The sequence below is a fragment of the Kerstersia gyiorum genome (genome assembly GCF_004216755.1).
GTDB classification, from domain to species: Bacteria; Pseudomonadota; Gammaproteobacteria; order Burkholderiales; family Burkholderiaceae_B; genus Kerstersia; species Kerstersia gyiorum.
The window spans coordinates 50095-75076 of sequence record NZ_SGWZ01000005.1 but is presented as its reverse complement, the minus strand read 5'-3'; the positions used below and the strand labels follow the sequence as shown (position 1 = coordinate 75076).

The window sequence follows — 24982 nt, the reverse complement described above, 5'->3', positions numbered from 1 at the left end:
ATTGCCATGACGGATCTTCACAAACATCGCTCCCGGACCGTGACCGAGGGCATCACCCGCACGCCGCATCGCGCCTTCCTGCGTGCCACCGGCCTGGATGATGCGGCCATCGACAAGCCGTTCGTCGCCATCGTCGATACCTTTGGCGAAAACACGCCATGCTCGATGTCGCTCAACCAGATCTCGGACAACGTCCGTCTGGGGGTGGCTGCCGGCGGTGGGGTGCCTATCCGTGGGTCGGCGATCTCGGTGTCGGACGGTACCTCCATGAACCACTCCGGCATGCGCTTCTCGCTGGTGTCGCGTGAAACCATCGCCGACAGCGTGGAGATTTTCGTGCGCGCGCATTGCTACGACGCGCTGGTTGGCGTGGCCGGCTGTGACAAGACCCTGCCCGGCATCCTGATGGGGATGGTGCGGGTCAATGTGCCCGGGGTCTTTCTCTTCGGTGGTGCGATGTTGCCCGGCGTGGGGCCGGACGGCAACCAGGCCACCATCCTGACGGCCATCGAAGCGGTTGGCACCGCCCAGCGGGGAGACATGCCGCTGCAGACCTTGCGCGAGATCGAAAAGCGTTGCACGCCGACGGCAGGCTCGTGCCCCGGCCAGTTCACTGCCAATACCATGGCAATGGTGGCCGAGGTGCTGGGGCTGGCGCCGCTGGGCTCGGCCACCGTGCCGGCAGCCTACAGCGAACGCATTGCCGTGGCGCGCCGCGCTGGGGAAAGCGTCATGCGCGCCTTGCGCCAGGGGGGGCCGCTGCCGCGTGATCTGGTCACCCGCAAAAGCCTGGAAAATGCCTGTGCGGCGGTGGCCGCGACCGGCGGTTCCACCAATGCCATGCTGCACATTCCCGCCATCGCGCATGAGGCCGGCATACGCTTTACGCTTGATGATGTCTCCGAGGTGCTGGCGCGCACGCCGCTCATTGGCGACATGCAGCCTGGCGGGCGTTATCTGGCGGTGGACCTGCATCACGTCGGCGGCGTGCCGGCGGTGCTCAATGCCTTGCTGGCGGGCGGGCATATCCATGGCGATACGCTGACGCAAAGCGGCGAAACCCTGGCAGAAGCACTGAAGGCATTTCCCGGGCCGGACGGCCGGGTGGTGCGGCCGCACGACCAGCCCCTGTCGCCCAATGCAGGCCTGGTGGTGCTGCGCGGCAATCTTGCGCCGGATGGCGCGGCGCTCAAGACGGCGGGCCTGAAGCAACTGGTGTTCTCGGGAACCGCGCGCGTTTTCGAAAACGAAGAAGACTGTATGACGGCAGTGTCCACGCAGGACTATCGCGAAGGCGATGTGCTGGTGATACGCAATGAAGGCCCCAAGGGCGGCCCGGGCATGCGCGAGATGTTAAGTGTGACGGCGGCGATCTATGGTCAAGGCATGGGCGAGAAAGTGGCGCTGCTGACGGATGGGCGGTTCTCCGGCGCGACGCGGGGCATGTGCATTGGCTATGTGGGCCCTGAAGCAGCGGCTGGCGGCCCCATCCGACTGTTGCGCGACGGTGACCGTATCCACATCGACGCGATTCGTGGCAAGCTGGACGTTGAGCTCGATGAGGCCGAAATGGCCGAGCGGGCGCGTGTCGCGCAGCCGTTTGTGCGGGGCCATCTTGGCGGTGTGCTGGAAAAATATGAAGCGCTGGTGCGGCCAGCCAAACTGGGCGCGGTGACGCATTCCGGTGCAGTCGAATGGCCTTACGAGGCGGAACATCCAGGAGACCAACGGTGACGGGAACGGTGAAAGTCGGGTTTTGCGGCATCGGCCGCATGGGCGAGCCCATGGCGCAGCGGCTGCTGGCCGCCGGGCATGAGGTGCACGTGTGGAATCGCTCGGCAGACAAGCTGGATGCCCTGCTGGCTGCCGGTGCGATGGCCTGCGACACGCCGCAGGCGATGGCCGCCCAGGTAGATATGGTGCTGCTATGCCTGGGGGATGGCCAGGCGGTGGACAACGTGGTGTTTGGCTCAGACGGGCTGGCGCATGCCGCCGTCGCGCCTGCCTATCTGGTGGATCATTCGACGCTGGCGCCAGCCCTGACGCGCCAGCTGGCCCAGCGCTGGCGTCACGCAACCGGGCGCGCCTGGGTGGATGCGCCCGTCTCCGGCGGCACGGCAGGGGCTGCTGCCGGCACACTGGCCATCATGGCAGGCGGCACGGCCGAGGACATTGCTGCCGTCACGCCGGTATTGCGTGCATTTGCCGCCCGTGTGACGCGCATGGGCGACGTAGGGGCCGGGCAAACCGCCAAGCTGGCAAACCAGGCTATCGTGGCGACGACCCTGGCAGGCATGGCCGAGGCCTTCGTACTGGCCAGCCGCAACGGCATGGACACGGCTGCCGTGCCGTCCGCGCTGCAAGGCGGCTGGGCCGACTCCGTGCTGCTGCAGACGCTCTGGCCGCGCATGGTGGCGCCGCCGCAGGCAGCATCGGGCACCGTGCGCGTCATGCTCAAGGACCTGGATGCCATTGCAGAGCTGGCGCAATCCAGCGGCACGGTGCAGCGGATCCTGCCGCAGGTGCGCAGCCTGCTGCAGGCGGCCGTCAGCCAGGGACTGGCGGAGGCCGACCTGTCGCAGGTGTTTCGCATCGGCCTGGCGGAAAGCACCCAGAACGCCTGACACTCCGCGTGTGCCGCGCCCGCCGATGCGGGGCTTGCCGTTCATCCGGCATCGTCTTTTTCGCTGCCATGCGGAAAGGGCGTGATGCCGGCTGTGCTACATTTGCAAACCTTCCAGGCTGGCGGATTGCCGATTCCGTGGCGCCGTACCAGCCGGGGAAACATCCTTGGTGAGGTGTCTCCGCCAGTTGCCTGGCGGGCCACCCGGCACACCTCAGGCCGGCCGGCCTGAATTGCCGGAGATGGACGGGTGCATGTCTGGGGCGGATTGTCCGGATGGTTGCCGTGCCTCTGTCTGAGGTGGCAAAAATTTCTGACCGTCCGCGCAGCCCGCGGCAATACCTACGATGGCATCCTTGAAAAGCCAGGATATCCTGGCACTCAGTTTCATGACCTTCGCCCTGTTTGTCGGGGCTGGCAACATCATCTTTCCCCCCATTATCGGCCTGCAGGCCGGCCCCAGCGTCTGGGTGGCCGCCCTTGGGTTCCTGGTCACGGCTGTGGGCTTGCCGGTCATGACCATCGTCGCGCTGGCGCGCGTGGGCGGCCCCATGGATGCGCTGAGCGGCCCCATCGGGCGCACGGCTGGCGGCATACTTGCTGCGGCCTGCTATTTGCTGGTTGGCCCGCTGTTTGCCACGCCGCGAACGGCAACGGCTTCATTCGAGGCTGGCGTGGCGCCGCTTGTCGGTGATACGCCATTGGTGTTGTTCATCTATACCCTGCTGTACTTCATGGTGGTGCTGGCCGTGTCGCTGTATCCGGGCCGCCTGCTCGATACCGTGGGGCGTTTTCTTGCGCCCTTGAAAATCCTGGCGCTTACGGTGCTGGGCGTGGCCGCCTTCCTGCTGCCCCAGGGTACGGTTGGCGACGCTACCCCGGCTTATCAGGCGGCACCGTTTGCACAGGGCTTCATCAACGGTTATCTCACCATGGACACCCTGGCGGCGCTGGTGTTCGGTATTGTCATCGTCAATGCCATACGCTCCAAAGGCGTGGATTCATTGCGCCTCATCACCCGCTACGCCATCATCGCCGGACTGTTTGCCGGGGTCGGCCTGGCGCTGGTCTACATCAGTCTTTTCCGCCTGGGGGCAAGCAGCCATGAAATTGCGGTGGGCGCCACCAATGGCGCGGCCGTGTTGCACGCCTATGTTCAAACCGTCTTCGGGGATGTCGGCAGCGCTTTCTTCGCGGTGCTGATGTTCCTGGCCTGCCTGGTCACTGCCGTTGGCCTGACCTGCGCCTGCGCGGAGTATTTCAGCAAGGTCCTGCCGATTTCCTACCGTCACCTGGTATTCCTGCTGACGGGCTTTGGCCTGCTGGTGTCCAATCTTGGCCTGACAAAGCTTATCCAATTATCCGAACCGGTCCTGGGGGCGATCTACCCTCCCTGCATCGTGATGGTGGCGTTGAGCTTCTGCTGGAAATTCTGGCATGCCCCAGGCCGGGCGATTGCTCCGGCGATGGCTGTCGCGCTGCTGTTCGGTGGCCTGCATGCCCTGCATGGCGCCGGCCTGGGAGCCTGGCTGCCGGGCTGGCTGCTCACCTTGCCGCTGGCCGAACAAGGCCTGGACTGGCTGCTGCCGGTGGTGCTGGTGCTGGTGATTGCCAGTGTCGTGGACGCTATCCTGGGGCGCCGCCAGGTAGCGGCAGATGGGCAGCCGCAAGCCTGATTCCTGCGCCCGGCAAAGTGCCGCCGGGCCAGTTCATGGCCTGTATTGCCAGCCTTTCAGACCGGCAATTCTAGCCATCTGTACGGATGTTCTTCCATCTGCGCAGCGGAACAAGGTATTCTGCCGGCTTCCGAGTTTTCCGCCATGCGCGGACCCCCCAGTCTTTCATGCCTATCAAACCCTCGATCCTGCTTCAGCATCTGGCGCCCAAGCACCTGTTGACCCGCTTCGCCGGCTGCATGGCCGACTGCCGTACCCCCTGGCTGGCCCAGTACCTGATCCGCTCATTTGTCCGCAAGTACCAGGTCAATCTGAGTGAAGCCGTCATGCAGGACCCGGCTGGCTATGGAAGTTTCAATGAATTCTTTACCCGTGAACTGAAAGCCGACGCCAGGCCGCTGGCCCAGGCGGACTGGATCTGTCCGGTGGATGGCAAGGTCAGCCAGTTCGGCCCGATGCGGGAAGGCCGGTTGATCCAGGCCAAGGGGCAAGAGTTCACGGCGGCAGCCCTGCTGGGTGATGCTGCCCAGGCCGCGCCATTTCGCGACGGGCACTTCGCCACGCTGTATCTCAGCCCGCGCGACTATCACCGCATCCACATGCCCTGTGCCGGCAAGCTGCTGGGCATGCGCCATATTCCGGGCGAACTGTTCTCCGTTAACCCGGTTGTGGTGGAAGGCGTGCCAGGTTTGTTTGCGCGCAACGAACGCCTGGTGTGCTGGTTCGAACATCCGCAATATGGCGTGTTTGTCCTGGTGCTGGTGGGCGCTGCCATCGTGGGCAGCATCGCCACCACCTGGCACGGCCTGGTCACGCCGCCCCGGCGCCGCGAGGCGCGCCAATGGTTGTATGGCGGCGCGGGCCAGCCCGAGGCCAGCGAGTTCCTGCAGGGCCAGGAAATGGGCCGTTTCCAGTTGGGTTCCACCGTCGTGGCCCTGCTGCCGCCGGGGGACTGGCGCTTCAACCCTGCCTGGCAGGAAGGCAGCGCCATCCGCCTGGGCGAAGCGATGGCGGACGTGCACTGAATACCGCGTGCCAGCACCTGCCCGGCGCGGCCTGATGGCTGTGCCGGCATGGGTTGCACAAACGTCCAAGGCGCCGTTCAGGCGCCTTTTTTGTGCGCCTTTGCCCGTGTGATTGAGGCTGTACTACCGTTTAACAACCAGTGATCGGGCATCTTGTTGAAACGGTATGGGCTGGGTGCACCATTTCTTTCCTTGAGTTTCAGTACTTGATCCCTTGTGCTGCACTCAATATAGTTGGCAGATCGTTTAGTCGAACATGAGCCGGCACTAAATGCTTGCACCAGAGATCGGTCGTTTTCCAGGCCGCGTGATGATAGCGGGGCAAGCCGAGCATCCACGGCAGTATGCATATGCCTTCGGCATGGGGCCATCAAGGAGTCAATATGTCCGTTGAACATTTTCGTGCCATGGTTCTCAGGGAAAAGGGCGGCCGTACCCAGGCTGCTGTCGAAACGCTTGATCTGGCGGCGCTGCCGGCCGAGGACACCCTGGTCAAAGTGGAATACTCGACCATCAATTTCAAGGATGCGCTGGCTGTCACCGGGCGTGGCAAGATTGTCCGCACCTGGCCATTGGTGCCCGGTATCGACCTTGCCGGTGAAGTCGTCGAATCCTCCAATCCGGCTTTTCGGCCCGGCATGAAAGTCGTGCTGACGGGCTGGAGCGTCGGCGAGAAATACTGGGGCGGCTACGCGCAGTATCAGCGTGTCAAAAGCGGTTGGCTGGTGCCCCTGCCCGCAGGCTTGAGCACGCGCCAGGCGATGATGGTGGGCACTGCCGGTTTTACCGCCATGCTGTGTGTCAATGCGCTGGAAAAAGCTGGTATCCGCCCGGAGAGTGGCACAGTTCTGGTCACCGGCGCTTCGGGTGGCGTAGGCAGCGTGGCGACCGCCATTCTGCATAAGCTGGGATACGCCGTCACGGCGCTGACCCGCCATCCAGCCAAACAGGACTATGTACGGGCCTTGGGTGCGGCGGAGTTTGCCGACGGGCCTCAATGGGCTGAAGTGCCGCGGCCATTGGAAGGGCAGCGCTGGGCTGCGGCGATAGATACCGTCGGTTCCGGTGTGTTGGCCCGGGTACTGGCAGAAATGCACTATGGCGGTGTGGTCGCTGCTTGTGGGCTTGCTGGCGGTGCGGATCTGCCCACCACTGTCATGCCGTTCATCCTGCGCAATGTCAGCCTGCTGGGGGTGGATTCCGTCATGCAGCCAACCGCCAACCGCATCGAAACCTGGCAGCGCGTGGCGCAGGACCTTCCTCTGGAAAAGCTGGAAGGCATTACGGCCAGGACGGTGTCCTTGGATGGCGTCGCCGAGGCATGCACGCAGATGCTTGATGGCGAACTGCAGGGCAGGGTGCTGGTAGACGTGAATGCGGGCGGGGCAGTGGACTGAGTCCGGCCTGTGGGCGGCAAATTTGCGGAAACAGCCGGATCAGAGGACAACCGTCTGCCCCACTAAACAGGGCATCTTCGTTGCATTCGGTGCACCTGGCGTTTCTTGGTCCGGAAGTGACATCAGAAACGCGAAGACCCAAGGTGCATAGGCTGAGCAACCTGGCGATCAAAGCAGGTGGGCAGAAATTGACAGAAAATGGCACGAGGTGCCGCCGACCACGAACAGATGCCAGAAACCATGGGCATGCCTGCGATTCGACGTATTGCGGTAGAACACCGTGCCGGCGGTATAGAGCAGCGCGCCTGCCATCAACAGCAGCAGTGACGTCTGGCTGAGCTGGTTCCAGTCCAGCAGCACAGACAGAACGCCGGCCCAGCCCAGGCCGATATACAGCCACACCGAAGGCGCCTTGCCCTGGTTGGAGCGCACTTCGCAGAAAATGCCGAATACCGCCAGGGCCCAGATAACCGCCAGTGCCAGCCAGGCGCTCCAATCCATGCTCTGCCGGAGCACCAGCGGTGTCACCGTACCGGCAATCAGCAGATAAATCGAACAATGGTCCCAGCGTTCCCACATCTGCTTGAGCGGGGAAGTGCGGGTACTGTGATACAGCGTTGACGCGGCATACAAGGTAATGACCGCAACCGAGAAAATGATGGCGCCCGCAATATGGAATCCGTCACCGGAGTGGATGGTGCCCGCCAGCAGCCATACTGCGCCGGCGACGGCGAGCAGCAACCCGGACAGATGACTCAAACTATTGAATCTTTCACCGTAGTACACGTGATTCTCATTCCAGGGGAAAGGGTCAGTAGAACACGCGGTGATGAACATTTGATGGCGCTGGCCCAAGTCATACCGCTTTTGATGCCCCAATATTGGCTTGCCCCATGGCAGGCACAAATGCAACCGCAACGGTTGCAACTTAGGCATGGACAAGACGGGAACAAGAGGCCATAGTTAAAGGCTACAGGCCGTGTCCATCGGATTCCTGATTTGCTGCGATGGCGTGGCCGCTCTTGAAAGGGGGGATGTATGCCTCATCTGGCGAATGCCTTCATGGCACAGGTAGGAAACGAAAGCATCTGGAACGCGCTTGAAGCCGTACGCTTGCGCCAGACCCCCTGGCACAAAAAACAGGCCATCTTCGACCGCCTGCAAGCGCTGGGCCTCATTGAGGCCACCTACCAGAAAACATCGGCCCAATCGCCTTTTCCGGCGCCACGCATTGCCGTCCTGACTGAAAATGGCAGGCAGGCGCTGAGCCAGTACAAACGGCCCAATCGGACGGCGTAGCTTGGTCAGACCGGCTTCCCGTCGTACAAAACGGGGTGCCTATGGAAACGCTGCACCAACGATTCCAGGATCACCTGGCCGCACGCGGCTGGGTTATCCATCCTCCTACAGGCAATATGCCCGCAAGCCTGCCATCACTGGCAGGCAACACCGCCCATGCGGCATTTCTCTCTTGCTTTGAACAACTGCACAACCAGGACGACACCTGCTGGTTCCTGTGTGCCGCCGACTACGCGGGAACATCCGACAGCGCCTTCGGCCCGGACGTTTTGCGTGACATCAGCCTGGAATCCGCCATCAGCGAAGCAGACCGGCAGGCAGCTGAATCCTTCTGGAAACACCACATACCGATATTCATGAGCGTCAACGGCGATTACCAATTCCTGGCCCTGGCCCGAATCGCCGGCCGCGTCGTACATGGCGCAGAACCGGAATTCGAGGAAGTGACCGAAGTGGCGGAAAGTTTGGATGGGCTGTTGGAGCAGGTATTGATGGGGGAAGGGGGCGGGGTTGTTTGATTGAGGGGGACTGGGACGAAGCCGGATGTAGGCGTAGTCACATGTAGCATCGTAGATGGCAGCTTTGATACAGTAAAAACGAAAAAAACCGGCTCCGCCGTTTTGAACTGACCCCCATAAGTTGGACGGTCAAACGCTAAAGCCCGAAGGCATGAACTCGGCAGCTTTTAAAAATCTTGGTGCCCTTGGCCGGAATCGAACCGACATGCCTTGCGGCGGGGGATTTTGAGTTGGCGGTTTACAGTGTTTGTGTAGGGCAGTGTGACGAAGCTGGGCGTAGGTTTTAGTAGGTAAAAGTAATTGTGAATCAGTGGGTTAGCGCATTTTGGCGAAATTGGTGAAAACTGATGTGTGTACCTGTACTGTACCGATTATTTAGGTTTTGGGTACTGCCTAGTACAGCGGGGAGCGCTTTACCTCGGGGGAAGTCACATCGTTTGGTCGTTTGCCAGCTGAGAGTGATCTAGAGGCGATGTACTCATCAACGGTTTGATGCAGGATCCCGTCATTGAGTTGAAGCACCGCACGGAGCAGATACTCACGAATCGCAGACCTAGGCTTATTATCACCCGAGTTCTCAATGGCCTGCTCTAGGTCGGAGACTGCGTTGACAAGGACATTGTGTCGCTTAGTCGCACCATGCTTACGAACTACGATCTCATCAATTACCCAGTGCTTTGTCGGCTTTGCGTGCGAAGAGCAAGGGCAGGTAGATAGCCTATCGCCCTGAAAGAGCTGATCTCCTGTCCAGATGAAGGATGGATCACCCATTTTCTTGATGCCATGACGACCTTTTGAAATTACATAGCCATTGTGTATTGGATTAGGGCACGAGCAATGGCGCGTGACAACGTAGATTCCGAATTTCTCGGCCAGCAGAAGGTGCTTATCGAGTAAGCCGTTGAGAACGGCACGAGTAGTTGAATTAGGTCGAGTCGTGTCCCAATACATACCGCCGTCGGCATCTACGACAGTGCCGATGGCGTCTAGAATATCTCGGCGAAGCTCGATCAGTTGCTCGATAATTTTCATGGGTTCTTAATCGGTCCAACTAAATTCAGTGGATATTCAACAAGCATGCTTAGTTTGCCAGGTATTCTAGTCGCTTGCCGACCTACAGAAAAACAACCTGTCGTCATATTTGGAGACGTCTAGAAATTTTGATCTCGATTTTTAGTGGATAAAGAAGATTAATGGCCGAAGGGCCGCTTCTGACCTAACTCAGCCCGATATGCTGTCTAAATTCGCAGCAGTCAGTCCCGCTACCAGTTTCATCTACGCCGGCACATAAAAATACTTCAGTGGGACTAATTGCTTAGTGATCGTATCCGTTTCCTGATAGTTAGCCATGAGCGTTCTAGCAAGCTCTTCTAGCGTCCAAAGCGTGAGCGGCACGTTAGCTCGGTCGGCTTCGTACAGGGCGTCTTTTGTGAAGCCTCCGGTGCTGACATAAAGGCCTCGGTCATCTTTATGGCGACCACCCAGGAAGCTTCGAATTTGGTGACTGGAAATGCGGCCATCCCGATGTTTTACCTCGACGACGATACGGGGCTGTTGAAACCCGAAGCCGTCAGGCGACGCGAGAATATCTTTGCCTCGGTCTGAACCAGCGGGAGAGACGTTGGTTTTGTAGCCCATTGCCCGCAGTAAGCCAGCGACGAGCTCTTGCATCTCATCCCAATCCAAGCGGTTGATCTGGTCCTTGATCCGCTCGAAAGCAATGTCGCTAAGGCCTTTTAGTGGATCGTCAAGCTGCTCGTCAGCAAGTTTTTCCAGTACGGGTGTTATCTTGCCCGGTTTTCCCGACACCAATGCCAGAAGCTCCTCGCGTGCAAAGTCGGGAACCTTGAAAACCGTGAGGGTAGAGCCAAGGCTATTTTTGCTAGCCGCGCTGAGCAGGTCCCGATCAACCTCTACCGTATTCCACTCGACGGTACGTATTAGCGCCATACCGTGTTCCGCATCGGCGGGATCGTGCCGGGCGATGCTCGTGAATTTTCCCACCAAGTATGTGCGTGTCGCTGGCGAGTACGTGACAACAGCGTCGCCTTCTTTTACTTCATTTACAAAACGGAAAACTTGCGAGGCACCTGAAATAGCGGTGCCTTCTTTGATTCCGGGTTCTGCTGCTAGGTACGCTTGGGTTAAGGCTTGTCTGGAAACCCCTGGTTTGGCTTGCGCGGCAATTTGACGCCATCCGATAGCAGCGACACCCTTATCGCGAAATTCGTCATAGAGGCGCCCAGCGTCCCCTCGAATCATCCACATGGTTTTCATATTGCTACTCACCTCTTTGGTGCTTACGTATGATTGCGACGTCTACAAGACGAGTGACAGAAGCAGGCCATTGGCTTTATGGCTTACATGCATTCTTGCGCGTTTTTCTTACTGACTCCATTGCTCACCCAGCACCTCCGCCTGCTGCAACACTAGCTCCACAGCCGCATCAGCCATATCAGGTGGATACTTGTACTTGCGCAATATCCGCCGCACCATCAGTCGTAGGCTGGCACGTACACTCTCGCGCTTGGACCAATCCACGGTGATGTTCTTACGCAGGTTTTCGGTCAGTTCATGAGCGATTTTTTTCAGCGTTTCGTCCGTCAGCTCCAGCACTGCCGATTCGTTGGTTGCCAGCGCATCGTAGAAGCGGATTTCGTCTTCACTCAGGCCTAGCTCTTCTCCACGGCCAGCGGCTTCCCTGAATTTTTTGGCCATTTCCACCAGCTCTTCCATCACCTGAGCCGTTTCAATGCTGCGATTCTGGTAGCGCGTGATCACACCGCTGAGTAGCTCGGAAAACTTCTTTTGCTGCACGATGTTGCTGGCGAATTTGCTTTTGATCTCGCCTTCCAGTAATCGCTCTAGCAGTTCCACGGCGAGGTTGCGCTCGGGTAGGTTGCGGACCTGTGCCAGAAACTCGTCATCCAGCAAACCAATGTTGGGCTTCTCTAACCCGACTGCATCAAAGATGTCGACGACGTGCTCACTGACGACTGCCTGGCTAATGATCTGCCGGATGGCGACTTCGCGTTGCTCGTCTGTTTTCTTCTGAGTGCTGATGTCTCGCTTGGTGAGGATGACTTTCACCGCCTGCATGAAGGCAACCTCATCGCGTAATGCCTTGGCTTCATCCAGTGTGCAGCACAGTGAAAACGCTTTGCTCAGGGCCAGGGCGGCATCGGCAAAGCGTTTTTTACAGTCGAGTTTGCCGTCTTTTTGACCCGAAGGAGGGCGTAGGGAGAGGATGTGGTTCGCTGCACCGGCCAGCGTTTTGTGACCACCGGTTTTGAAGCCTGAGTAGTCATATCCGTGCAACATGGCGCGCAGCACATCGAGTTTCTCTAGCATAACGGCCAAGGCTTCATGTGCATCGACAGTCGGTTTGCCACGGCCATTGCTGGCGGTGTATTCCTTCATCGCGGCTTTGAGTTCGTTGCCGATACCGATGTAGTCCACAACGAGGCCGCCTTGTTTGTCGCGGAATACACGGTTTACGCGGGCGATGGCCTGCATCAGGTTATGGCCCTTCATCGGCTTGTCGATGTACATCGTATGCACGCAAGGCGCATCAAAACCCGTCAGCCACATGTCCCGCACAATGACCATTTTTAATGGGTCTGCAGGGTCTTTAAAGCGCTTCTCCAGCCGTTTTTTAACCTGACTGCTGTAGATGTGAGGTTGCAGCAAGGCCTTGTCACTAGCGCTACCCGTCATGATGACTTTAATAGCACCTTTTTCCGGGTCGTCATCGTGCCAGTCTGGACGCAGCTTCACGATTTCGTTGTACAAGTGTACGCAAATATCGCGACTCATCCCGACGACCATCGCCTTGCCGTCTTGCGCTTTGTTGCGTTCTTCAAAGTGGTCCACTAAGTCGGCCGCAACACTGGCAATGCGAGGCTCGGCACCGACTACCTTTTCCAGTGCAGCCCATTTTGACTTTAGCCGTGCCTGTGTATTTTCCTCTTCGTCCTCAGCAAGCTCGTCGACTTCCTCGTCAATAGCCTCCAGATCGGCTTCTCTGAGTTTGAGTTTCGCCAGGCGTGACTCATAAAGAATGGCGACCGTAGCACCGTCTTCCTTGGCCTGCTGCATGTCATAGATATGGATATAGTCGCCAAACACTGATCGCGTATCGCGGTCGGTGCTGCTGACTGGCGTACCGGTAAAGGCCACAAACGTTGCGTTGGGTAAGGCGTCGCGCAGGTGTTGTGCGTAACCCGCCTGATACTTGGTTTGGTACTCTGCACCGGAGAACTCAACGGCGAGGGCCGAGCTAGGGACGCCATCCGGTGTCAGGTGATACGCGCTCGGTCTGTCGGCGTTGCGCTTTCGCGTCTTTAGCTTGGCTTCGAAACCGTACTGGGTCCGGTGTGCCTCGTCTGCAATCACCACAATATTGCTGCGATCTGAGAGCTCGGGAAAAATATCTTCATCTTCACCCGGCATGAATTTCTGAATCGTGGCAAACACGATACCGCCAGATGGGCGATTGCTTAGCAAGGCGCGCAATTGCTGACGCGTCGTGGCCTGGACAGGCTGTTCTCGCAGCAGATCTTGCGACAGACTGAACACGCCGAACAACTGTCCATCCAAGTCATTACGATCGGTAATCACCACGATGGTCGGGTTTTGCAAGGCGGGTTCTTGCATCACTCGTGCCGCAAAGCAGGTCATGGTGATACTTTTACCGCTGCCCTGCGTGTGCCACACCACGCCGCCTTTGCCACGCTTTTCGTGTTGCGCATCTGGACGTGAGGCACGCACGACTTCTTCAATAGCGAAGCGCACGGCATGAAACTGGTGATAGCCCGCAATTTTCTTGATGAGCTTGCCGTCGTCTTCAAACAAAACGAAGTAGCGCAGGTAGTCCAACAGGTAGTGCGGTGCAAGCAGGCCACGTATCAGGGTTTCCAGTTCGTTGAACTGACCTAAAGGGTCTAGCGTCACGCCATCAATCGTGCGCCACTGCATGAAACGTTCGGAATTTGCCGACAACGATCCAAAACGGGCCTCGCTGCCGTCAGAAATCACCAAAATCTCGTTGTAGTCGAAGATGTCCGGGACTTGGGCTTTATAGGTTTGAATCTGGTCGTAGGCTTTCCAGATGTCGGCGTTTTCGTTAACGGAATTTTTCAGCTCCATCAACACCAGAGGCAAACCATTGACGAACAGCACGATGTCGGGTCGGCGGGTATGGTGCGGGCCTTTGATGGTGAATTGGCTGACAGCCCAGAACTCGTTGTTCTGCGGATTGCTCCAATCGACCAAGCGCACCAAATCGCCTCTTGTTTCGCCATCCTTTTGATATTGCACCGGCACGCCGTTGACGAGCAACTTATGAAAGGCGCGATTCGCGACCAACTGAACAGGGGTGTCTAGGTGTTCGACTTGCTGAATCGCATCATCCAGCGCCGCTGCTGGGATACCTGGGTTCAGCTTAGTCATCGCTGCCTGTAGTCGCGCAGACAAGATGACTTGGGTATAGCCACTGCGTTGCGGATCAGCGCCGTCGTGCGCAATGTCTGGGCCGCTCCGCAGCGTATAGCCTGTTTTTGCCAGCCAGCCTAACGCTTCCTGTTCGAGTTGGTCTTCAGTCATGTCAAAGCGTTCTCAGTCTGTTCTTGGACTTCTGGAAGGCGGAGTTGGCCGGAGATAAGGCGTGGGAGGAGGGTGTCTCGTAGCCTGCTGAGGATGCTTATATTTTCAGCATTGGCTCTGATTTTTTTATGTACCTGAGATGCAATATCGTCGAACTTAGAAAGATGGCGTTTGGGTGGTAAAACAATTTTGTAACCTTCGACAATTTTCTTTGAAATATTCTGCTGCGCTGCTCCATTTGCGCGGGAGTTAAACCATTCTCGCCCGAAGAAAAGTGTCCAAAATAAGAACCATGTGCCGATATCATTTTTAGGAATCAGGCCAGTGCAAGCCTGATTGAATGTTGACGGTTGAGTTAAAACCCCAAGACGGCCAACAGTGGGGGCCGCATATATCGCCATAAGAATAGAATTCTCGGGAAGCAGTTTTACGGATGTTTTAGATAATGCTTTCCCCGTAATTTTTTCGCCAGATGAAATAAGAAATCCGTCCGCTAATTCACCCGTTTTGATCCAGGGGATATCGCCATTTTCCCAGTATTCACTATTGGCTCTGCTAGGTGTGGACCCGTTAGTGATGATTTCACAAACGTTTTGAATGGTTGTGGTTGTCCACCCCTTCGGCACCAACCCCAACTCCGATTCTTCAAACGAATCCGGAAACAGCGCAGCGGTGGCTTCGTCCATGCCTTCCGGCTGACGGCCTTCCATCTTGGCACGCACGGGGTTGAAATCCACGAACCAAGACTTGAAGAACGCTTGGGCGATGGATTCAAGGGTTTTGTTGGTTTCGCGTAGGAGGGTGATGCGGTCGTCGAGAGTTTTGAGGGTTTTAGCTATTGCTTTTTGCGACGCTAAGCTGGGAAGATTTATTCTGGCTTTTTTAAAATCCCGTAAGACAACGCGTGGAATTGCTGCTCCGGAAATGAAGTTGCTTTTTAAGTATGAAATTACGTCCTGTGATGACAGGTAATACTTGAGGAATAGCGGGTATAAAAGTTCTGGATTAGGACGAAGTATAGCTACGGATGAAAGTAACACCGCATCTAAGGGCTCATTCAAACAGCAAACTGTGTCTAATGCAGAGTTTCCGTCTTTGGCGATTAGTACGTCACCTATTTGTGGTTGACAGCCTTGAGCTACGAGACTCTCAAAGTCTTTTGGTGATATACGTCTGGCATTTGATAAGTCGATACCGGATGAGGTCATGTCCTTTACAGACGCCATAGGTTTTCCCTTTAGGACTGACTTAGGACTTTGGTGTGCTCCATCTGTAATTTTTAGACAAAGATCATTCAGAAAATATGATTTAGACCATTCAGAACTCATACCCTAGCCCCCCCAGTTTCTGCCGAATCAACGCATCTAGCTCAGCACCTTTCGCCATTTGCTCACCCAGCTTTTCAGTCAGCTTTTGCATCTTTTCGGCAAAGGCTTCATCATCATCTTCGATTTCTTCTGCACCAACATAGCGACCCGGGGTGAGTACATGCCCATGTTCAGCAATTTCGGCAAGCGTCACGCTGCGGCAAAAGCCGGGGATATCTTGATATTCGGTGATGCTTACGCCGTCTTCCACTTCACCTCGCCAAGCCGCAACGGTTTCTGCGATGCGCTTAATAGCCTCGTCATCCAGTTCCGCTTGCACGCGGGAAATCATCTTGCCCAGTTTGCGGGCGTCGATGAATAGAATTTCGCCTTTGCGCTTTTTCTGCTTGGCGAGGAACCATAAGCAGGCGGGAATCTGCGTGTTGAAGAACAACTGACCGGGTAGGGCCACCATGACTTCCACCACATCCGCGTCGACCATCGCCGCGCGGATCACGCCTTCGTTGTTCTGGCTGGAGCTCATGGAGCCGTTCGCCAGCACAATGCCAGCGCGGCCGGTGGGTTTGAGGTGGTGCAGCATGTGCTGCAACCACGCGTAGTTTGCGTTGCCTTGCGGTGGGTCGCCGTACTCCCAGCGAACGTCGCCCTCCAGGCTGCCGTGCCACCAGTCGCTGATATTGAATGGCGGGTTGGCGAGGATGAAGTCGGCGCGCAGGTCGGGGTGTTGATTGCGGGTGAAGGTATCTGCCGGCTCTTTGCCCAGGTTGAAGTCAATGCCGCGAATCGCCAGGTTCATCGCCGCCAGTCGCCAGGTGGTGGGGTTGGATTCCTGGCCGTAGATGGAGACGTCGCCAATTTTGCCGCCATGGGCTTCGATGAATTTCTCGGATTGCACGAACATGCCGCCAGAGCCGCAGCAGGGGTCGTAGACCTGGCCTTTATGCGGGGCCAGGACGGCGACGAGGGTTTTGACGATGCTGGCTGGCGTATAGAACTGACCGCCTTTCTTGCCTTCGGCGCTGGCGAATTGGCCGAGGAAGTATTCGTAGACCTGGCCCAGAATGTCGCGGGCGGTGTTGGCATCGCCACCAAAGCCGATGGTGGAAACTAAGTCCACCAGTTCGCCCAGCTTACCGTCAGGCAGTTGAGCGCGGCCGTAGCGCTTGTCCAAAATGCCTTTGAGCTTAGGGTTCTCGGCCTCAATCGCTGTTAGGGCATCGTCGATACGCTTGCCGATGTCGGGTTGTTTTGCCGCGGCACGTAAGGATTCCCAACGCGCTGCTTCGGGTACCCAGAAAACGTTGTCTGCCGTGTAGTAATCACGCTCTTCCAACTCGGCCGCAATTAATTCTGCGTCAGCATCGGGAAGGAAATAGTCATTGTTTTCGTCGGCAAATCGTTTCGTCAGCTCAGCGCGATGCGCAGCAAACGAGTCCGAGATGTATTTGACGAAGATAAGGCCCAGAACCAAATGTTTGTATTCTGCGGCATCCATATTGGCGCGCAGCTTGTCAGCAGCAGCCCATAAGGTTTTTTTGATGTCTTGGATCATGCGTGGCTTACAAGTTAATGAAAGTTAATGTTACTGAATCGTAGTTAGCATAAACGTTTCTCAGTGATTTTTGTTTATGCTTAATCATGGAGCTGTCGGATTTGGTAGCTTGTGCTGCGGCCACCTGCGTTGGTTTTTTGTAGAACACTCCGCTGTAGCAACTCTGTGATGTCACGTAAAGCCGTGTCTTGAGAGCATTTGGCTAGCGCTGCCCATTTGCTAGTCGTCAGCTTGCCTTCAAATCCATCCAGTAGCCGATTCAGCACCTTTATCTGTCGCTCATTCATCGGAATGGTTGCGGCGTGCTGCCAGAACTTCGCCTTGGTGAAAACTTGATCGAGGACGCCATGGGCGTGTTCGATGGCTTTTAGCAGGGTCTCAAGAAACCACGCTAACCACTGCGTTACATCTATGCCACTCTTTTGCGTGCGTTCAAGGATGTCGTAATAGGCTTTGCGCTCTCGTTGGATCTGGGCTGATAAGCTGTAAAACCGTTGTGGGCTGCCGTCGGCGCGGGTAAGCAGCAGATCGCCAATAGCACGTGCAATACGGCCGTTGCCGTCGTCGAAGGGATGCAATGTGACAAACCAAAGGTGTCCTAAACCAGCGCGAACGAGTGCGGGCTCTTTTGGGGCTGCGTCATTTAGCCAGGTTAGGAGGCGTGCCATCTCTGCCGCTAGCCGGTTGGCAGGCGGTGCCTCAAAATGCACCCTTTCCCGTCCGATAGAGCCTGAGACGACTTGCATGGGACCGTTGCTGTCGTCCCGCCAGTGGCCGACCTTGATCGCATTAATGCCAGAGTAGCCAGTAGGAAATAGCGCCGCGTGCCAGCCGAATAGGCGCTCGGTCGTGAGGGGGGCCATCGCTTTGCTGGTGGCGTCCAGGATCATGTCGACGATGCCGTCGACATGACGGTCTGCGGGAGCCAAAGCACCGATATCGACGCCTAAACGACGTGCTACCGATGACCTTACCGAGGCGACATTGAGCGTTTCGCCTTCAATGGCGCTGGTTTGCACGACGTCTTCGGTCAGGGCTGCTAAGCTGGCTTCGTCGCGCAGTGCCATTCCCACGTCTGTCAGGCGGCCAAGCAACAGGCCTTGAGCACGACTGACGGCCGCCAGGGGTTCTGCCAGGGCGGTCAGGTCGTAGCGCCAATCAGGCCAGTGCGGCGATTGCCAAATATATTCACCGTATTTCATGCGGTTATTGTGGCGGCGTTTTAGGTTTTCGTCAAACCCTGATACACCGTCGCGGGGTTTATTGCGTCGGGTGGCTCGGTTCCGCTGCGTTACGACACCTGCTGGCGGGCCAGGGCTTCAGATACGGTTTCGCCTGGCCGCAGTCCGAATAGTTCTCGTGCATTGGTCGTCGTCACGTGGCTTGGTGGCTCGAATATATAGCCAGCCGCTTTCATTTGCTCGGCGATCTCTTCTGTAATAAAGAAAGGTTCGGGCAAGTTGTCGTCGGAGGGAGAGCTCATGGTTGTCCTCGTAGCGCGGCGCTAAAACTTTAGCCGCTAAAATTTTGGCATGCGTTTGTCTTACCGGGTGATTGGGTTTATCGGCGAGTGTGCGGTGCGCGGTTTGTCGATGTATCTTTCTGGTGTTGACTAGACAGCAAAGCAAGTCTGCGTCGCTCCAATATTGGGTCGTCAAAACGTACAGTCAGTTTTGCCACGGCGGCGGCTTGCGCGATGTTTTCTTTGAAGGTTTCGCTGCCTGCCACCGTTAGCGTTTGGCCATATCGTTGAGAGGCCATCTTCAGGGCTGCGATTAAACCTTCCATGTTGGCATCCGTGGCGATGCGGAGCTTGTCGCCGTCATCGCGGATAGTAGCGTCTGCCTTTCGGTAAATCAGTGTGCCTTTCTTGGTCACGTGGTCAGGCCGCTTGATGGAAATATCGTTGTATCGCTTTTTGCCCGTAACGATATTTCCGTTGAGCGCCTGCCAAGCCAGGTTGGCTCGCAGTGCTAGCAAGGCCTCTTTGTCTCCCGCCTTGGCTTGCTGTTGCAGCCATTCCTGCCACTCGCACGGTCGGTGCAGCTCTGAAATCGCGCCTCGTTCCCGTTGATAGCGCTCCTGTGCCGTGGCGAGCTCTGCGAGCAGCGTTTGATGGGTTTGCGCATACAGCAGCTTTTTCGTGAGTCGCCCGCTTCCAAGTATTTTGATTGCTGACCGTTTCAGGCGGGCTTTTGTCTTTGCTAAGTCGATCGCCCGGTTGCGTTGTTCACGTGCGGCTCTCAAGGCGGCGGTGCGCAGCGAGGCTTGATGCTGCTGCTCAGCTTTGTATCTGGCGTAGAGGCCGCTCGTGTCGATTTTGGATGGTAGGGGCTGTCGTTGGTATGTGCGGGCTGCGTTTGCCCCTCCTGGCGGCTGTACGGGCGTTTGAAAGGCGCCCAGGCGGGTGACTAGCTTCACTTTTGAAAGATCGCGAGATACAGAACTGGCTTTGACGGCTAAGCCATCGCTGTTTTGAATGATGAAGCCATTGCCTCGTTCACAAAGCCTCAGGCCGTGACTGTGTAAGACGTCATGCAGTGCTGTCCAGGAAGCAGCACGCTGCAGTTGTGGCAAACATTCGCGTTTGATCCAGCCTTGCAGGCTTTCGATACCTGCAGCTCGCTCCATGTCTTCTGCGCGACTCGCTGCTCCACGTTTTCTCGTTTGGTGGTGGTCGGGCGCTAGTTGGTAGTCCAGCTCGATGGCTTCGCACAGGTCTGCCATGATGCGATATGCCAAGTACGGCTCATGCATGGTCAGACGTGAAGGATGAATTTTGTTGATGGCCAAGTGGATATGCAGGTTGTCTGTGTCGTGGTGAACAACACTGACACGTTGATGGTCGGCAAAACCCAGGCCCGTACACACGCGGTCTTCGATAGCAGCCAATACGTCATCAGGCAGGTATTCACCGGCGCGAAACGAAATGATCAGGTGATAGGTCTTATCGCCTCTGGCGCGTGTGTTGCAGGCCTGGGTTGCCATGATCTCCAACGTGGCATCAGTCAGTTCATCAGAGTGGCAGTGGCTGATGCGTATGGTGCCGACGCGCTCGCTTGTGTCTTTCGGGTTCGATAGATAGCGAGCCAAGTCGCCAAAGCTACTTTTGCGCGGTGAGCGCATCGCGACGTGTTTGATGATCATCTGCCGTCTCTCGCTGCAGGATTTTTAGCCGCTAAATTTTTAGCGGCTAAAGGCGTGACGATGGCGGTCATCACCGTTCGAATAGTGGCTTGGTTGGCGCGGATCTCGTCCAACACGCCCACGATGGCTTTACTCATCGCGGTCATATCGTACGGCGCCAGCTTGGCGTCGTCAGTCAGCCATAGCTTTAACAGTCCGCCCAAGCGTCCCAGATCGCCGTTGATCTTGGCGAGCTCTTGTACTTGCTGGTAGTCAATGATGCTAGTGACGCGATAGCCCTGACCCACCAAACGCAGATAAGTCGACACGCTGTGGCCGCTATTGCGAGCCATGGTTTCGATCTCGGCGCGCTCTTCGGGTAGGCAATACACCTTGATGGGCGGCTGCGTTTTACGCGTAGCGGGGCTGCTCTGCCTATCCATGGCGTAACCCCCGCGGCGCATGCCGCTGGCCCCGCAGGGCAGGATTCCCATTGAGCGCCGCTAGGTGCGAATACGGGAAAGTAAAGAAGGACCGACTGCTTGCAGGTGGGCCTACTTTACCTATCCTGCCCGCTTGACACAGTACTCTTTCCCACGATTTCTGCGCGGTTTTGTCGTGTAAAGCCACTCTGTTCCGCGTTTGAACAAAGATTGAACGATCAATGACTGCATTGAACGACGATTGAACGCCAAGACAAACAGTACGTTCGACGAATGGACGTAGCAAGAACAAAAAATGGCGGTGCATTAGAGCAGGTCTCGCGGGTTTGGGCTCGGATTGAACGTGAATTTATGTGGCGCTGTATGCTGCTTCTCTGCCGCTGAGCTGGCGACTCTCTGTTTGGGCTGTTCAGGTGGTTTGCCGAGCAAATGCCGGTTCACGTGCCGACGAAAGGCTTGATAGCTGAACGTCAGCTGGCCCTCATCATGCAAGGTCTGGTAAATGGCTAGTACTGACCACCCGTCGTCTAACGCCTGTTGAATGTCATCTCGCAGAGCCAACATCACTGCGCGGTTTGCACCTGCTGAACTTGGCGCAGCGCTTCTTTGTCGTTCAGCAATTCTTTCTGTCAGTGCCTTCATGTCAGCACGCTTGGAAGTGTGGTTGCCCACAGGCTAGGTCGCATTTTTCGTCCTCTTGTTAGATATATATATCTATCTTGTTAGGGTCTCTGGGGGATACCAATTTCGGCTTAAACGGTCTTGTCGGGATACCAATGTGGATAACTTAGGTCTCAACCGGAAACGTATCTGGTAGGCATGTGTATAACTTCAGGATCATCGTCGGCTTGTATTTTTTGTCGTAACGACATCAGGAGTTTTCGCATTTCTTCGGGTAAGCACGCGAACTCTTGCGCGTTGACAACCACCGCATTGCCACTGGCATGTGTGACGTTTACCTGAAGCTTTTCGATGTGTACGAGGCGAGACTCGGCATAGTTTCCCGAAGATAGGGCGCTCTTCAGGTCAGCGGTTGCCGCCTGCACAGTGGATGGTAGGTAGTCCCACGTCGCGACTGCGGTGAGTTTGCCTTGTTCATCGCGGATGCAGACCTTCTCACGTAGGCGGTATTCGTTGCGACGCCCCACACGTGTTTTAGTGATGTAGCCAAAGCGTTGCAGCGTTTGTAGCTCGCGCAGCACTTGGCTACGGCTGATCCCGGACTCGGCCATGATGGTCGTGACGGCAGGAAAGGCGCGGCCTGATTGGAAGTTGGTATGCGCTTTGATCACGAGGTACACCGTGACGGCATACGGCCCCATCCGCGAGATGTCACCCGTTTGGATCATCGAATGAAAGATATGAAACCACGTGGTTTCAGCGTGTAGTAGATCGGCTTGTTGGCTCATCGTCGACCCCTTACGAATCGTGAGCAGAGAAAGCTTCGTCGATCAGACGGGCGATGCCTTCAGTGCGGAAATACACACGCCTACCGATTTTGACCTTGGTTGAATTGATTTGGTCAGCCCAGTCGGATTGCGATGAGCTCAAGCTGATGCGTAGACCATCAGGGCTGCGATTTAAGACTTCGGCCAATTGGCCGAGTGTTAGCAGCACGGAATAGCGCTCTTTCAATGTGGTGAGGGTAGCGGACATTGGGTGGCTCCAGACGCTGTGATTAATTACTTTCAACACACGTAGTTTTGCCCTACATACGCAAAATTCACCTGTAAAATTAATTCGTCTGCAACTCGGTCTACATCCAAAACGATTACGAATGAAGGATCAGCCCGCCGCCCGTGTTCAACCCTCGTCTCGGATTTCGCGTCGCGGTCGCCCCGTTGGGACGACGAAGACGCGCCAGCAGGAAATGCGCGATCGTGTCCGTACCGTTGCAACGCTGAATCATTTGTTTATCAAGGTCTGCTGCGCCAACAACCTGGCGCAGTTCTCGCGGTGGTTCGACGAGACCATGCATGCTCGCTATCCTGGCCGTACCTGGGATACCAATGTGAGCAACAAATGGCGCAAGAATTTTTACGGCACCGTCGCAATGACAGACGAGTGGGTGCAATACTTGGATGTGCTCTTTCCTGATGGACGCTACTACAGCGCTCAGGAGGCGATATGCGCCCCGTTGGCAAGATTTCCTACCCAACCCCTAGCTGGCAGCATGGGTAACGGCGCTATGGGGGCTCTGGCATGGTTTCGTGAAGGCCCCGGACAGCTGTGGCATGCCATTTGGGAAGATGCCGCCTTTGGCGTCGGGGATGCGGACAGCTATGAAACAGCCTTGGATGATCTGGAAATGAAGCTCTACAGCAATTTTGATTGCGATGAGTCGATTACCTATCAAGACCTTGCTCAAGCGGTACGGCTGTACCGTGCTCAGCTGCCCGTTGATGCTCAGGCTAGGCTGGAATATCCTTTGGAGTGGGGCATTCGATCCTACTTGTGCCTGAAGCTAGCAATCGCTGCGAACCAGCCCGATGTGTTGGGTGTGATGTCTGATATCGCGGACTATTTTGCAGATATCGAGTTGGCCCGATTGAAGGCTGATTATGACTATGCCTTCGCGATCCGGAAGGAATGGATGCGACGAGGTTTGTCCTGCGCGCCATCCGTCGGTGAGTACGTTTTCAATCCCTTTTTGTCGTTATGGGATCAGTGCTCCAGCGAACATTTCTGCCGACGCTACGCTAGATTAGCCTCACTTACGGATCGGTCTTTGCGGCCCGCTAAATAAAGCTGTTTTCTGGGATTTAAGCTGCTTTTTAATGCTAAATTCCCGGCTGTGCCCGAGTGGTGAAATTGGTAGACGCAGGGGACTCAGACCAATTTGAGCCCTCAAGGGGAAACCCATGAGGTGAAGCCCGTCAAACTCGGTGAAGGCCCTGGATTAAGTATCCGAGCTAATACCGAGCCAAGCCTGGTGATTGAACGCCAGGAAGGTGTAGAGAGCAGACGGCGGGCACCTACGGTCGAGAGACTAAGGTGAAGGCGTGCTCCAGGCCACGAACGTTGCTTTTAGAGCGACGGCGGCGAAAGCCGAAGTGGTAAGAAAATCCCCCGCCGCAAGGCGTGCCAGTTCGACTCTGGCCTCGGGCACCAAGTCTTGGCTGTTATTGCCTATATACGCAGGGTTGCGAAAGGCTGTTTTTGACCCGTTGCAGCCGTTCAGTAAACGGACTGCGCGGCAACAGTGTGGCGATTGCTGTCGGTCATGCGCGCAATCTCTTTAAGGCTGCCTACTGCTACATAACTACCATTGGCAGAGATTGATGAATGCAGTAGCGTGAGACTAGGTTAATTATCTAGGCAAAAATAGTCGAGTCGGTTTCAGATTTTGGCGTCGGCGCGAATCGTTTTTTGGATACGCTTGCCCACATGTTTCATATACGGTTTAAGAGCATCTTCACTGTCACCAAAAATGTGATGGAGCGCGTTGCTTGCAACTTTGGAGTTGAGTTCGATAGCGATATTTTCATCCACAAATTGTTTGCCTGAGCTGAATCTATCAGAATCACATATTGCGAACCCTATGCGTGGTGATATCGGGTAGAAAAAGTCCGCGTTTTCAGGTGCAATAAAATCAGTTTCCGAAACATCGGAATGCACATTCACTACGGGCTGATCGGACGTAATGAATGGAACATTAGTGTTATTGATCAACAATGCTTGTCGAGTTACTTCGCGGCCTATGTACATGCTGTAGCCGAGGTTCATTCCGAGCATGTAGCTGATATACCACCATGCATTTTCCATAGTTTCGGTGTGCGTCGCTGAGGCTTTGTTGCGGTGCTCACAGGCCAGCAATATCGAATCACGAAATGCTTTTGTTCTTGATAGCTGGTGGCCAATGAACGCCATGAACGCCACAAGGTTTTGCTTGTCCTCAAGCACTTCCAACTGTTCATTAGCAAGCGAAGTTAGCACTTGCGATACGGCACCTTCATGTAGCATGTGAAGGTTTTCCATTCCATTGCAACAGAGTGTTTCCAGTAACCTCTCTACTTCTTCATTCGAACACCCGGAATTTTTGTAAAAATCAGCAATGGATTGCACTTCAAGAAAAGGCTTCAAGGATCTTGCATGCTGCTCTTGGAGTGCAGTAGGACTCTGGGAGGATAGTTGTTCGATGAGCTTCAAATCCAATGCGGTCAGAGGAGTGATTTTGTAGAAAAACTTTTCCTTTGCAACTGCCCTTACGCTGTCCTGGCTGATGTTTCCTTTCTTCGTACGGTAGAAAACTTCTTTTCCGTCCGGCGCCCATCTCTTGAGGTATTCCGCCCACACATAGTGATGGTTTTTTTTTGCTTGTAGGTCTTTCTCCACCGATTTCTCCCAGTACTAGAGTGTTCAGGGTTCAATGTAGCGCGTGTGTCGCAAGC

At 56.1% G+C, this 24982-nt stretch carries 22 protein-coding genes; 8 read left to right on the top strand and 14 right to left on the bottom strand.

Going from position 1 to position 24982, the window contains the following annotated elements; translation table 11 throughout:
* The first annotated feature begins 6 nt into the window (after positions 1-6).
* From ilvD to EV679_RS14215, 5 genes are all read left to right on the top strand, one after another.
* Positions 7-1734, top strand: a complete 1728-nt coding sequence (gene ilvD / locus EV679_RS14235; RefSeq protein WP_068371195.1) for a dihydroxy-acid dehydratase — start codon at positions 7-9, stop codon at positions 1732-1734.
* Complete coding sequence (locus EV679_RS14230) at positions 1695-2624, top strand: NAD(P)-dependent oxidoreductase (protein ID WP_193755188.1); 930 nt, start codon at positions 1695-1697, stop codon at positions 2622-2624. Before ilvD ends, EV679_RS14230 begins: the two co-directional genes overlap by 40 nt.
* Before the next feature lie 346 nt (positions 2625-2970).
* Positions 2971-4299 (top strand): branched-chain amino acid transport system II carrier protein, encoded by a 1329-nt coding sequence (brnQ, locus tag EV679_RS14225; RefSeq protein ID WP_068371189.1) that lies wholly within the window; start codon positions 2971-2973, stop codon positions 4297-4299.
* A gap of 167 nt (positions 4300-4466) precedes the next feature.
* Complete coding sequence (gene asd / locus EV679_RS14220) at positions 4467-5324, top strand: archaetidylserine decarboxylase (RefSeq protein ID WP_207224940.1); 858 nt, start codon at positions 4467-4469, stop codon at positions 5322-5324.
* A 383-nt stretch (positions 5325-5707) separates the two neighbouring features.
* Entirely contained in the window at positions 5708-6721 is a 1014-nt protein-coding gene (locus EV679_RS14215; RefSeq protein ID WP_130487569.1) for an MDR family oxidoreductase, read from the top strand.
* A 168-nt stretch (positions 6722-6889) separates the two neighbouring features.
* Here the strand turns inward: EV679_RS14215 and trhA are convergent, their stop codons facing one another.
* Positions 6890-7558 (bottom strand): PAQR family membrane homeostasis protein TrhA, encoded by a 669-nt coding sequence (trhA, locus tag EV679_RS14210; protein ID WP_278043812.1) that lies wholly within the window; start codon positions 7556-7558, stop codon positions 6890-6892.
* A 225-nt stretch (positions 7559-7783) separates the two neighbouring features.
* On the opposite strand from trhA, the gene EV679_RS14205 reads away from it, so the two are divergent.
* Positions 7784-8020: a hypothetical protein gene (locus tag EV679_RS14205; protein ID WP_130487568.1), complete on the top strand. Its 237-nt coding sequence runs from the start codon at positions 7784-7786 to the stop codon at positions 8018-8020.
* 41 nt (positions 8021-8061) lie between these two features.
* On the top strand, positions 8062-8538 hold the full coding sequence (locus tag EV679_RS14200) for a hypothetical protein (RefSeq protein ID WP_130487567.1): 477 nt from the start codon (positions 8062-8064) through the stop codon (positions 8536-8538).
* 393 nt (positions 8539-8931) lie between these two features.
* Here EV679_RS14200 and EV679_RS14195 read toward each other — a convergent pair whose 3' ends face one another.
* From EV679_RS14195 to EV679_RS14145, 12 genes are all read right to left on the bottom strand, one after another.
* The gene (locus EV679_RS14195; protein WP_130487566.1) at positions 8932-9570 is read right to left on the bottom strand and encodes a hypothetical protein; all 639 of its coding nucleotides are present in this window, start codon (positions 9568-9570) and stop codon (positions 8932-8934) included.
* Positions 9571-9813: 243 nt separating this feature from the next.
* Positions 9814-10815 carry a restriction endonuclease gene (locus EV679_RS14190; protein ID WP_130487565.1) on the bottom strand — a complete coding sequence of 334 codons (1002 nt, stop codon included), beginning with the start codon at positions 10813-10815 and terminating at the stop codon, positions 9814-9816.
* A gap of 108 nt (positions 10816-10923) precedes the next feature.
* Positions 10924-14142 (bottom strand): type I restriction endonuclease subunit R, encoded by a 3219-nt coding sequence (locus EV679_RS14185; protein WP_130487564.1) that lies wholly within the window; start codon positions 14140-14142, stop codon positions 10924-10926.
* Entirely contained in the window at positions 14139-15470 is a 1332-nt protein-coding gene (locus tag EV679_RS14180; protein ID WP_130487563.1) for a restriction endonuclease subunit S, read from the bottom strand. Before EV679_RS14180 ends, EV679_RS14185 begins: the two co-directional genes overlap by 4 nt.
* Entirely contained in the window at positions 15460-17022 is a 1563-nt protein-coding gene (locus tag EV679_RS14175; RefSeq protein ID WP_130487562.1) for a class I SAM-dependent DNA methyltransferase, read from the bottom strand. The genes EV679_RS14180 and EV679_RS14175 overlap by 11 nt, the downstream gene beginning before the upstream one ends.
* 80 nt (positions 17023-17102) lie before the next feature.
* Positions 17103-18224 carry a Fic family protein gene (locus tag EV679_RS14170; RefSeq protein ID WP_130487561.1) on the bottom strand — a complete coding sequence of 374 codons (1122 nt, stop codon included), beginning with the start codon at positions 18222-18224 and terminating at the stop codon, positions 17103-17105.
* Positions 18225-18313: 89 nt separating this feature from the next.
* Positions 18314-18505 carry a transcriptional regulator gene (locus EV679_RS14165; protein WP_130487560.1) on the bottom strand — a complete coding sequence of 64 codons (192 nt, stop codon included), beginning with the start codon at positions 18503-18505 and terminating at the stop codon, positions 18314-18316.
* A gap of 77 nt (positions 18506-18582) precedes the next feature.
* Entirely contained in the window at positions 18583-20169 is a 1587-nt protein-coding gene (traI, locus tag EV679_RS14160; protein WP_130487559.1) for a TraI/MobA(P) family conjugative relaxase, read from the bottom strand.
* The gene (traJ, locus tag EV679_RS14155) at positions 20166-20591 is read right to left on the bottom strand and encodes a conjugal transfer transcriptional regulator TraJ (RefSeq protein ID WP_130487558.1); all 426 of its coding nucleotides are present in this window, start codon (positions 20589-20591) and stop codon (positions 20166-20168) included. The genes traI and traJ overlap by 4 nt, the downstream gene beginning before the upstream one ends.
* Positions 20592-20897: 306 nt before the next feature.
* A complete protein-coding gene (locus tag EV679_RS17660; protein WP_165390058.1) occupies positions 20898-21233 on the bottom strand; it encodes a TraK family protein in 336 nt (111 codons plus the stop codon).
* Between the two features lie 152 nt (positions 21234-21385).
* Complete coding sequence (locus tag EV679_RS14150) at positions 21386-22000, bottom strand: helix-turn-helix domain-containing protein (RefSeq protein ID WP_086059800.1); 615 nt, start codon at positions 21998-22000, stop codon at positions 21386-21388.
* Positions 22001-22010: 10 nt separating this feature from the next.
* Positions 22011-22247 carry a hypothetical protein gene (locus tag EV679_RS14145; RefSeq protein WP_130487557.1) on the bottom strand — a complete coding sequence of 79 codons (237 nt, stop codon included), beginning with the start codon at positions 22245-22247 and terminating at the stop codon, positions 22011-22013.
* A gap of 121 nt (positions 22248-22368) precedes the next feature.
* Between EV679_RS14145 and EV679_RS14140 the strand changes: the two genes are divergently transcribed.
* A complete protein-coding gene (locus tag EV679_RS14140) occupies positions 22369-23337 on the top strand; it encodes a hypothetical protein (protein ID WP_130487556.1) in 969 nt (322 codons plus the stop codon).
* 593 nt (positions 23338-23930) lie between these two features.
* Here the strand turns inward: EV679_RS14140 and EV679_RS14135 are convergent.
* Positions 23931-24926 (bottom strand): DUF4238 domain-containing protein, encoded by a 996-nt coding sequence (locus tag EV679_RS14135; protein ID WP_130487555.1) that lies wholly within the window; start codon positions 24924-24926, stop codon positions 23931-23933.
* Positions 24927-24982: the final 56 nt, after the last annotated feature.

Coding starts and splice junctions, on each gene's coding strand:
- brnQ (WP_068371189.1), top strand. CDS start 2,971: ATGGCATCCTTGAAAAGCCAGGATATCCTGGCACTCAGTTTCATGACC.
- EV679_RS14165 (WP_130487560.1), bottom strand. CDS start 18,505: ATGAGCTCTCCCTCCGACGACAACTTGCCCGAACCTTTCTTTATTACA.
- EV679_RS14215 (WP_130487569.1), top strand. CDS start 5,708: ATGTCCGTTGAACATTTTCGTGCCATGGTTCTCAGGGAAAAGGGCGGC.
- EV679_RS14140 (WP_130487556.1), top strand. CDS start 22,369: ATGAAGGATCAGCCCGCCGCCCGTGTTCAACCCTCGTCTCGGATTTCG.
- traJ (WP_130487558.1), bottom strand. CDS start 20,591: ATGGATAGGCAGAGCAGCCCCGCTACGCGTAAAACGCAGCCGCCCATC.
- EV679_RS14180 (WP_130487563.1), bottom strand. CDS start 15,470: ATGAGTTCTGAATGGTCTAAATCATATTTTCTGAATGATCTTTGTCTA.
- ilvD (WP_068371195.1), top strand. CDS start 7: ATGACGGATCTTCACAAACATCGCTCCCGGACCGTGACCGAGGGCATC.
- EV679_RS14230 (WP_193755188.1), top strand. CDS start 1,695: ATGGCCTTACGAGGCGGAACATCCAGGAGACCAACGGTGACGGGAACG.
- EV679_RS14200 (WP_130487567.1), top strand. CDS start 8,062: ATGGAAACGCTGCACCAACGATTCCAGGATCACCTGGCCGCACGCGGC.
- EV679_RS14175 (WP_130487562.1), bottom strand. CDS start 17,022: ATGATCCAAGACATCAAAAAAACCTTATGGGCTGCTGCTGACAAGCTG.
- EV679_RS14190 (WP_130487565.1), bottom strand. CDS start 10,815: ATGAAAACCATGTGGATGATTCGAGGGGACGCTGGGCGCCTCTATGAC.
- EV679_RS14150 (WP_086059800.1), bottom strand. CDS start 22,000: ATGAGCCAACAAGCCGATCTACTACACGCTGAAACCACGTGGTTTCAT.
- asd (WP_207224940.1), top strand. CDS start 4,467: ATGCCTATCAAACCCTCGATCCTGCTTCAGCATCTGGCGCCCAAGCAC.
- EV679_RS17660 (WP_165390058.1), bottom strand. CDS start 21,233: ATGAAGGCACTGACAGAAAGAATTGCTGAACGACAAAGAAGCGCTGCG.
- EV679_RS14205 (WP_130487568.1), top strand. CDS start 7,784: ATGGCACAGGTAGGAAACGAAAGCATCTGGAACGCGCTTGAAGCCGTA.
- trhA (WP_278043812.1), bottom strand. CDS start 7,558: ATGTTCATCACCGCGTGTTCTACTGACCCTTTCCCCTGGAATGAGAAT.
- EV679_RS14170 (WP_130487561.1), bottom strand. CDS start 18,224: ATGAAATACGGTGAATATATTTGGCAATCGCCGCACTGGCCTGATTGG.
- traI (WP_130487559.1), bottom strand. CDS start 20,169: ATGATCATCAAACACGTCGCGATGCGCTCACCGCGCAAAAGTAGCTTT.
- EV679_RS14145 (WP_130487557.1), bottom strand. CDS start 22,247: ATGTCCGCTACCCTCACCACATTGAAAGAGCGCTATTCCGTGCTGCTA.
- EV679_RS14185 (WP_130487564.1), bottom strand. CDS start 14,142: ATGACTGAAGACCAACTCGAACAGGAAGCGTTAGGCTGGCTGGCAAAA.
- EV679_RS14195 (WP_130487566.1), bottom strand. CDS start 9,570: ATGAAAATTATCGAGCAACTGATCGAGCTTCGCCGAGATATTCTAGAC.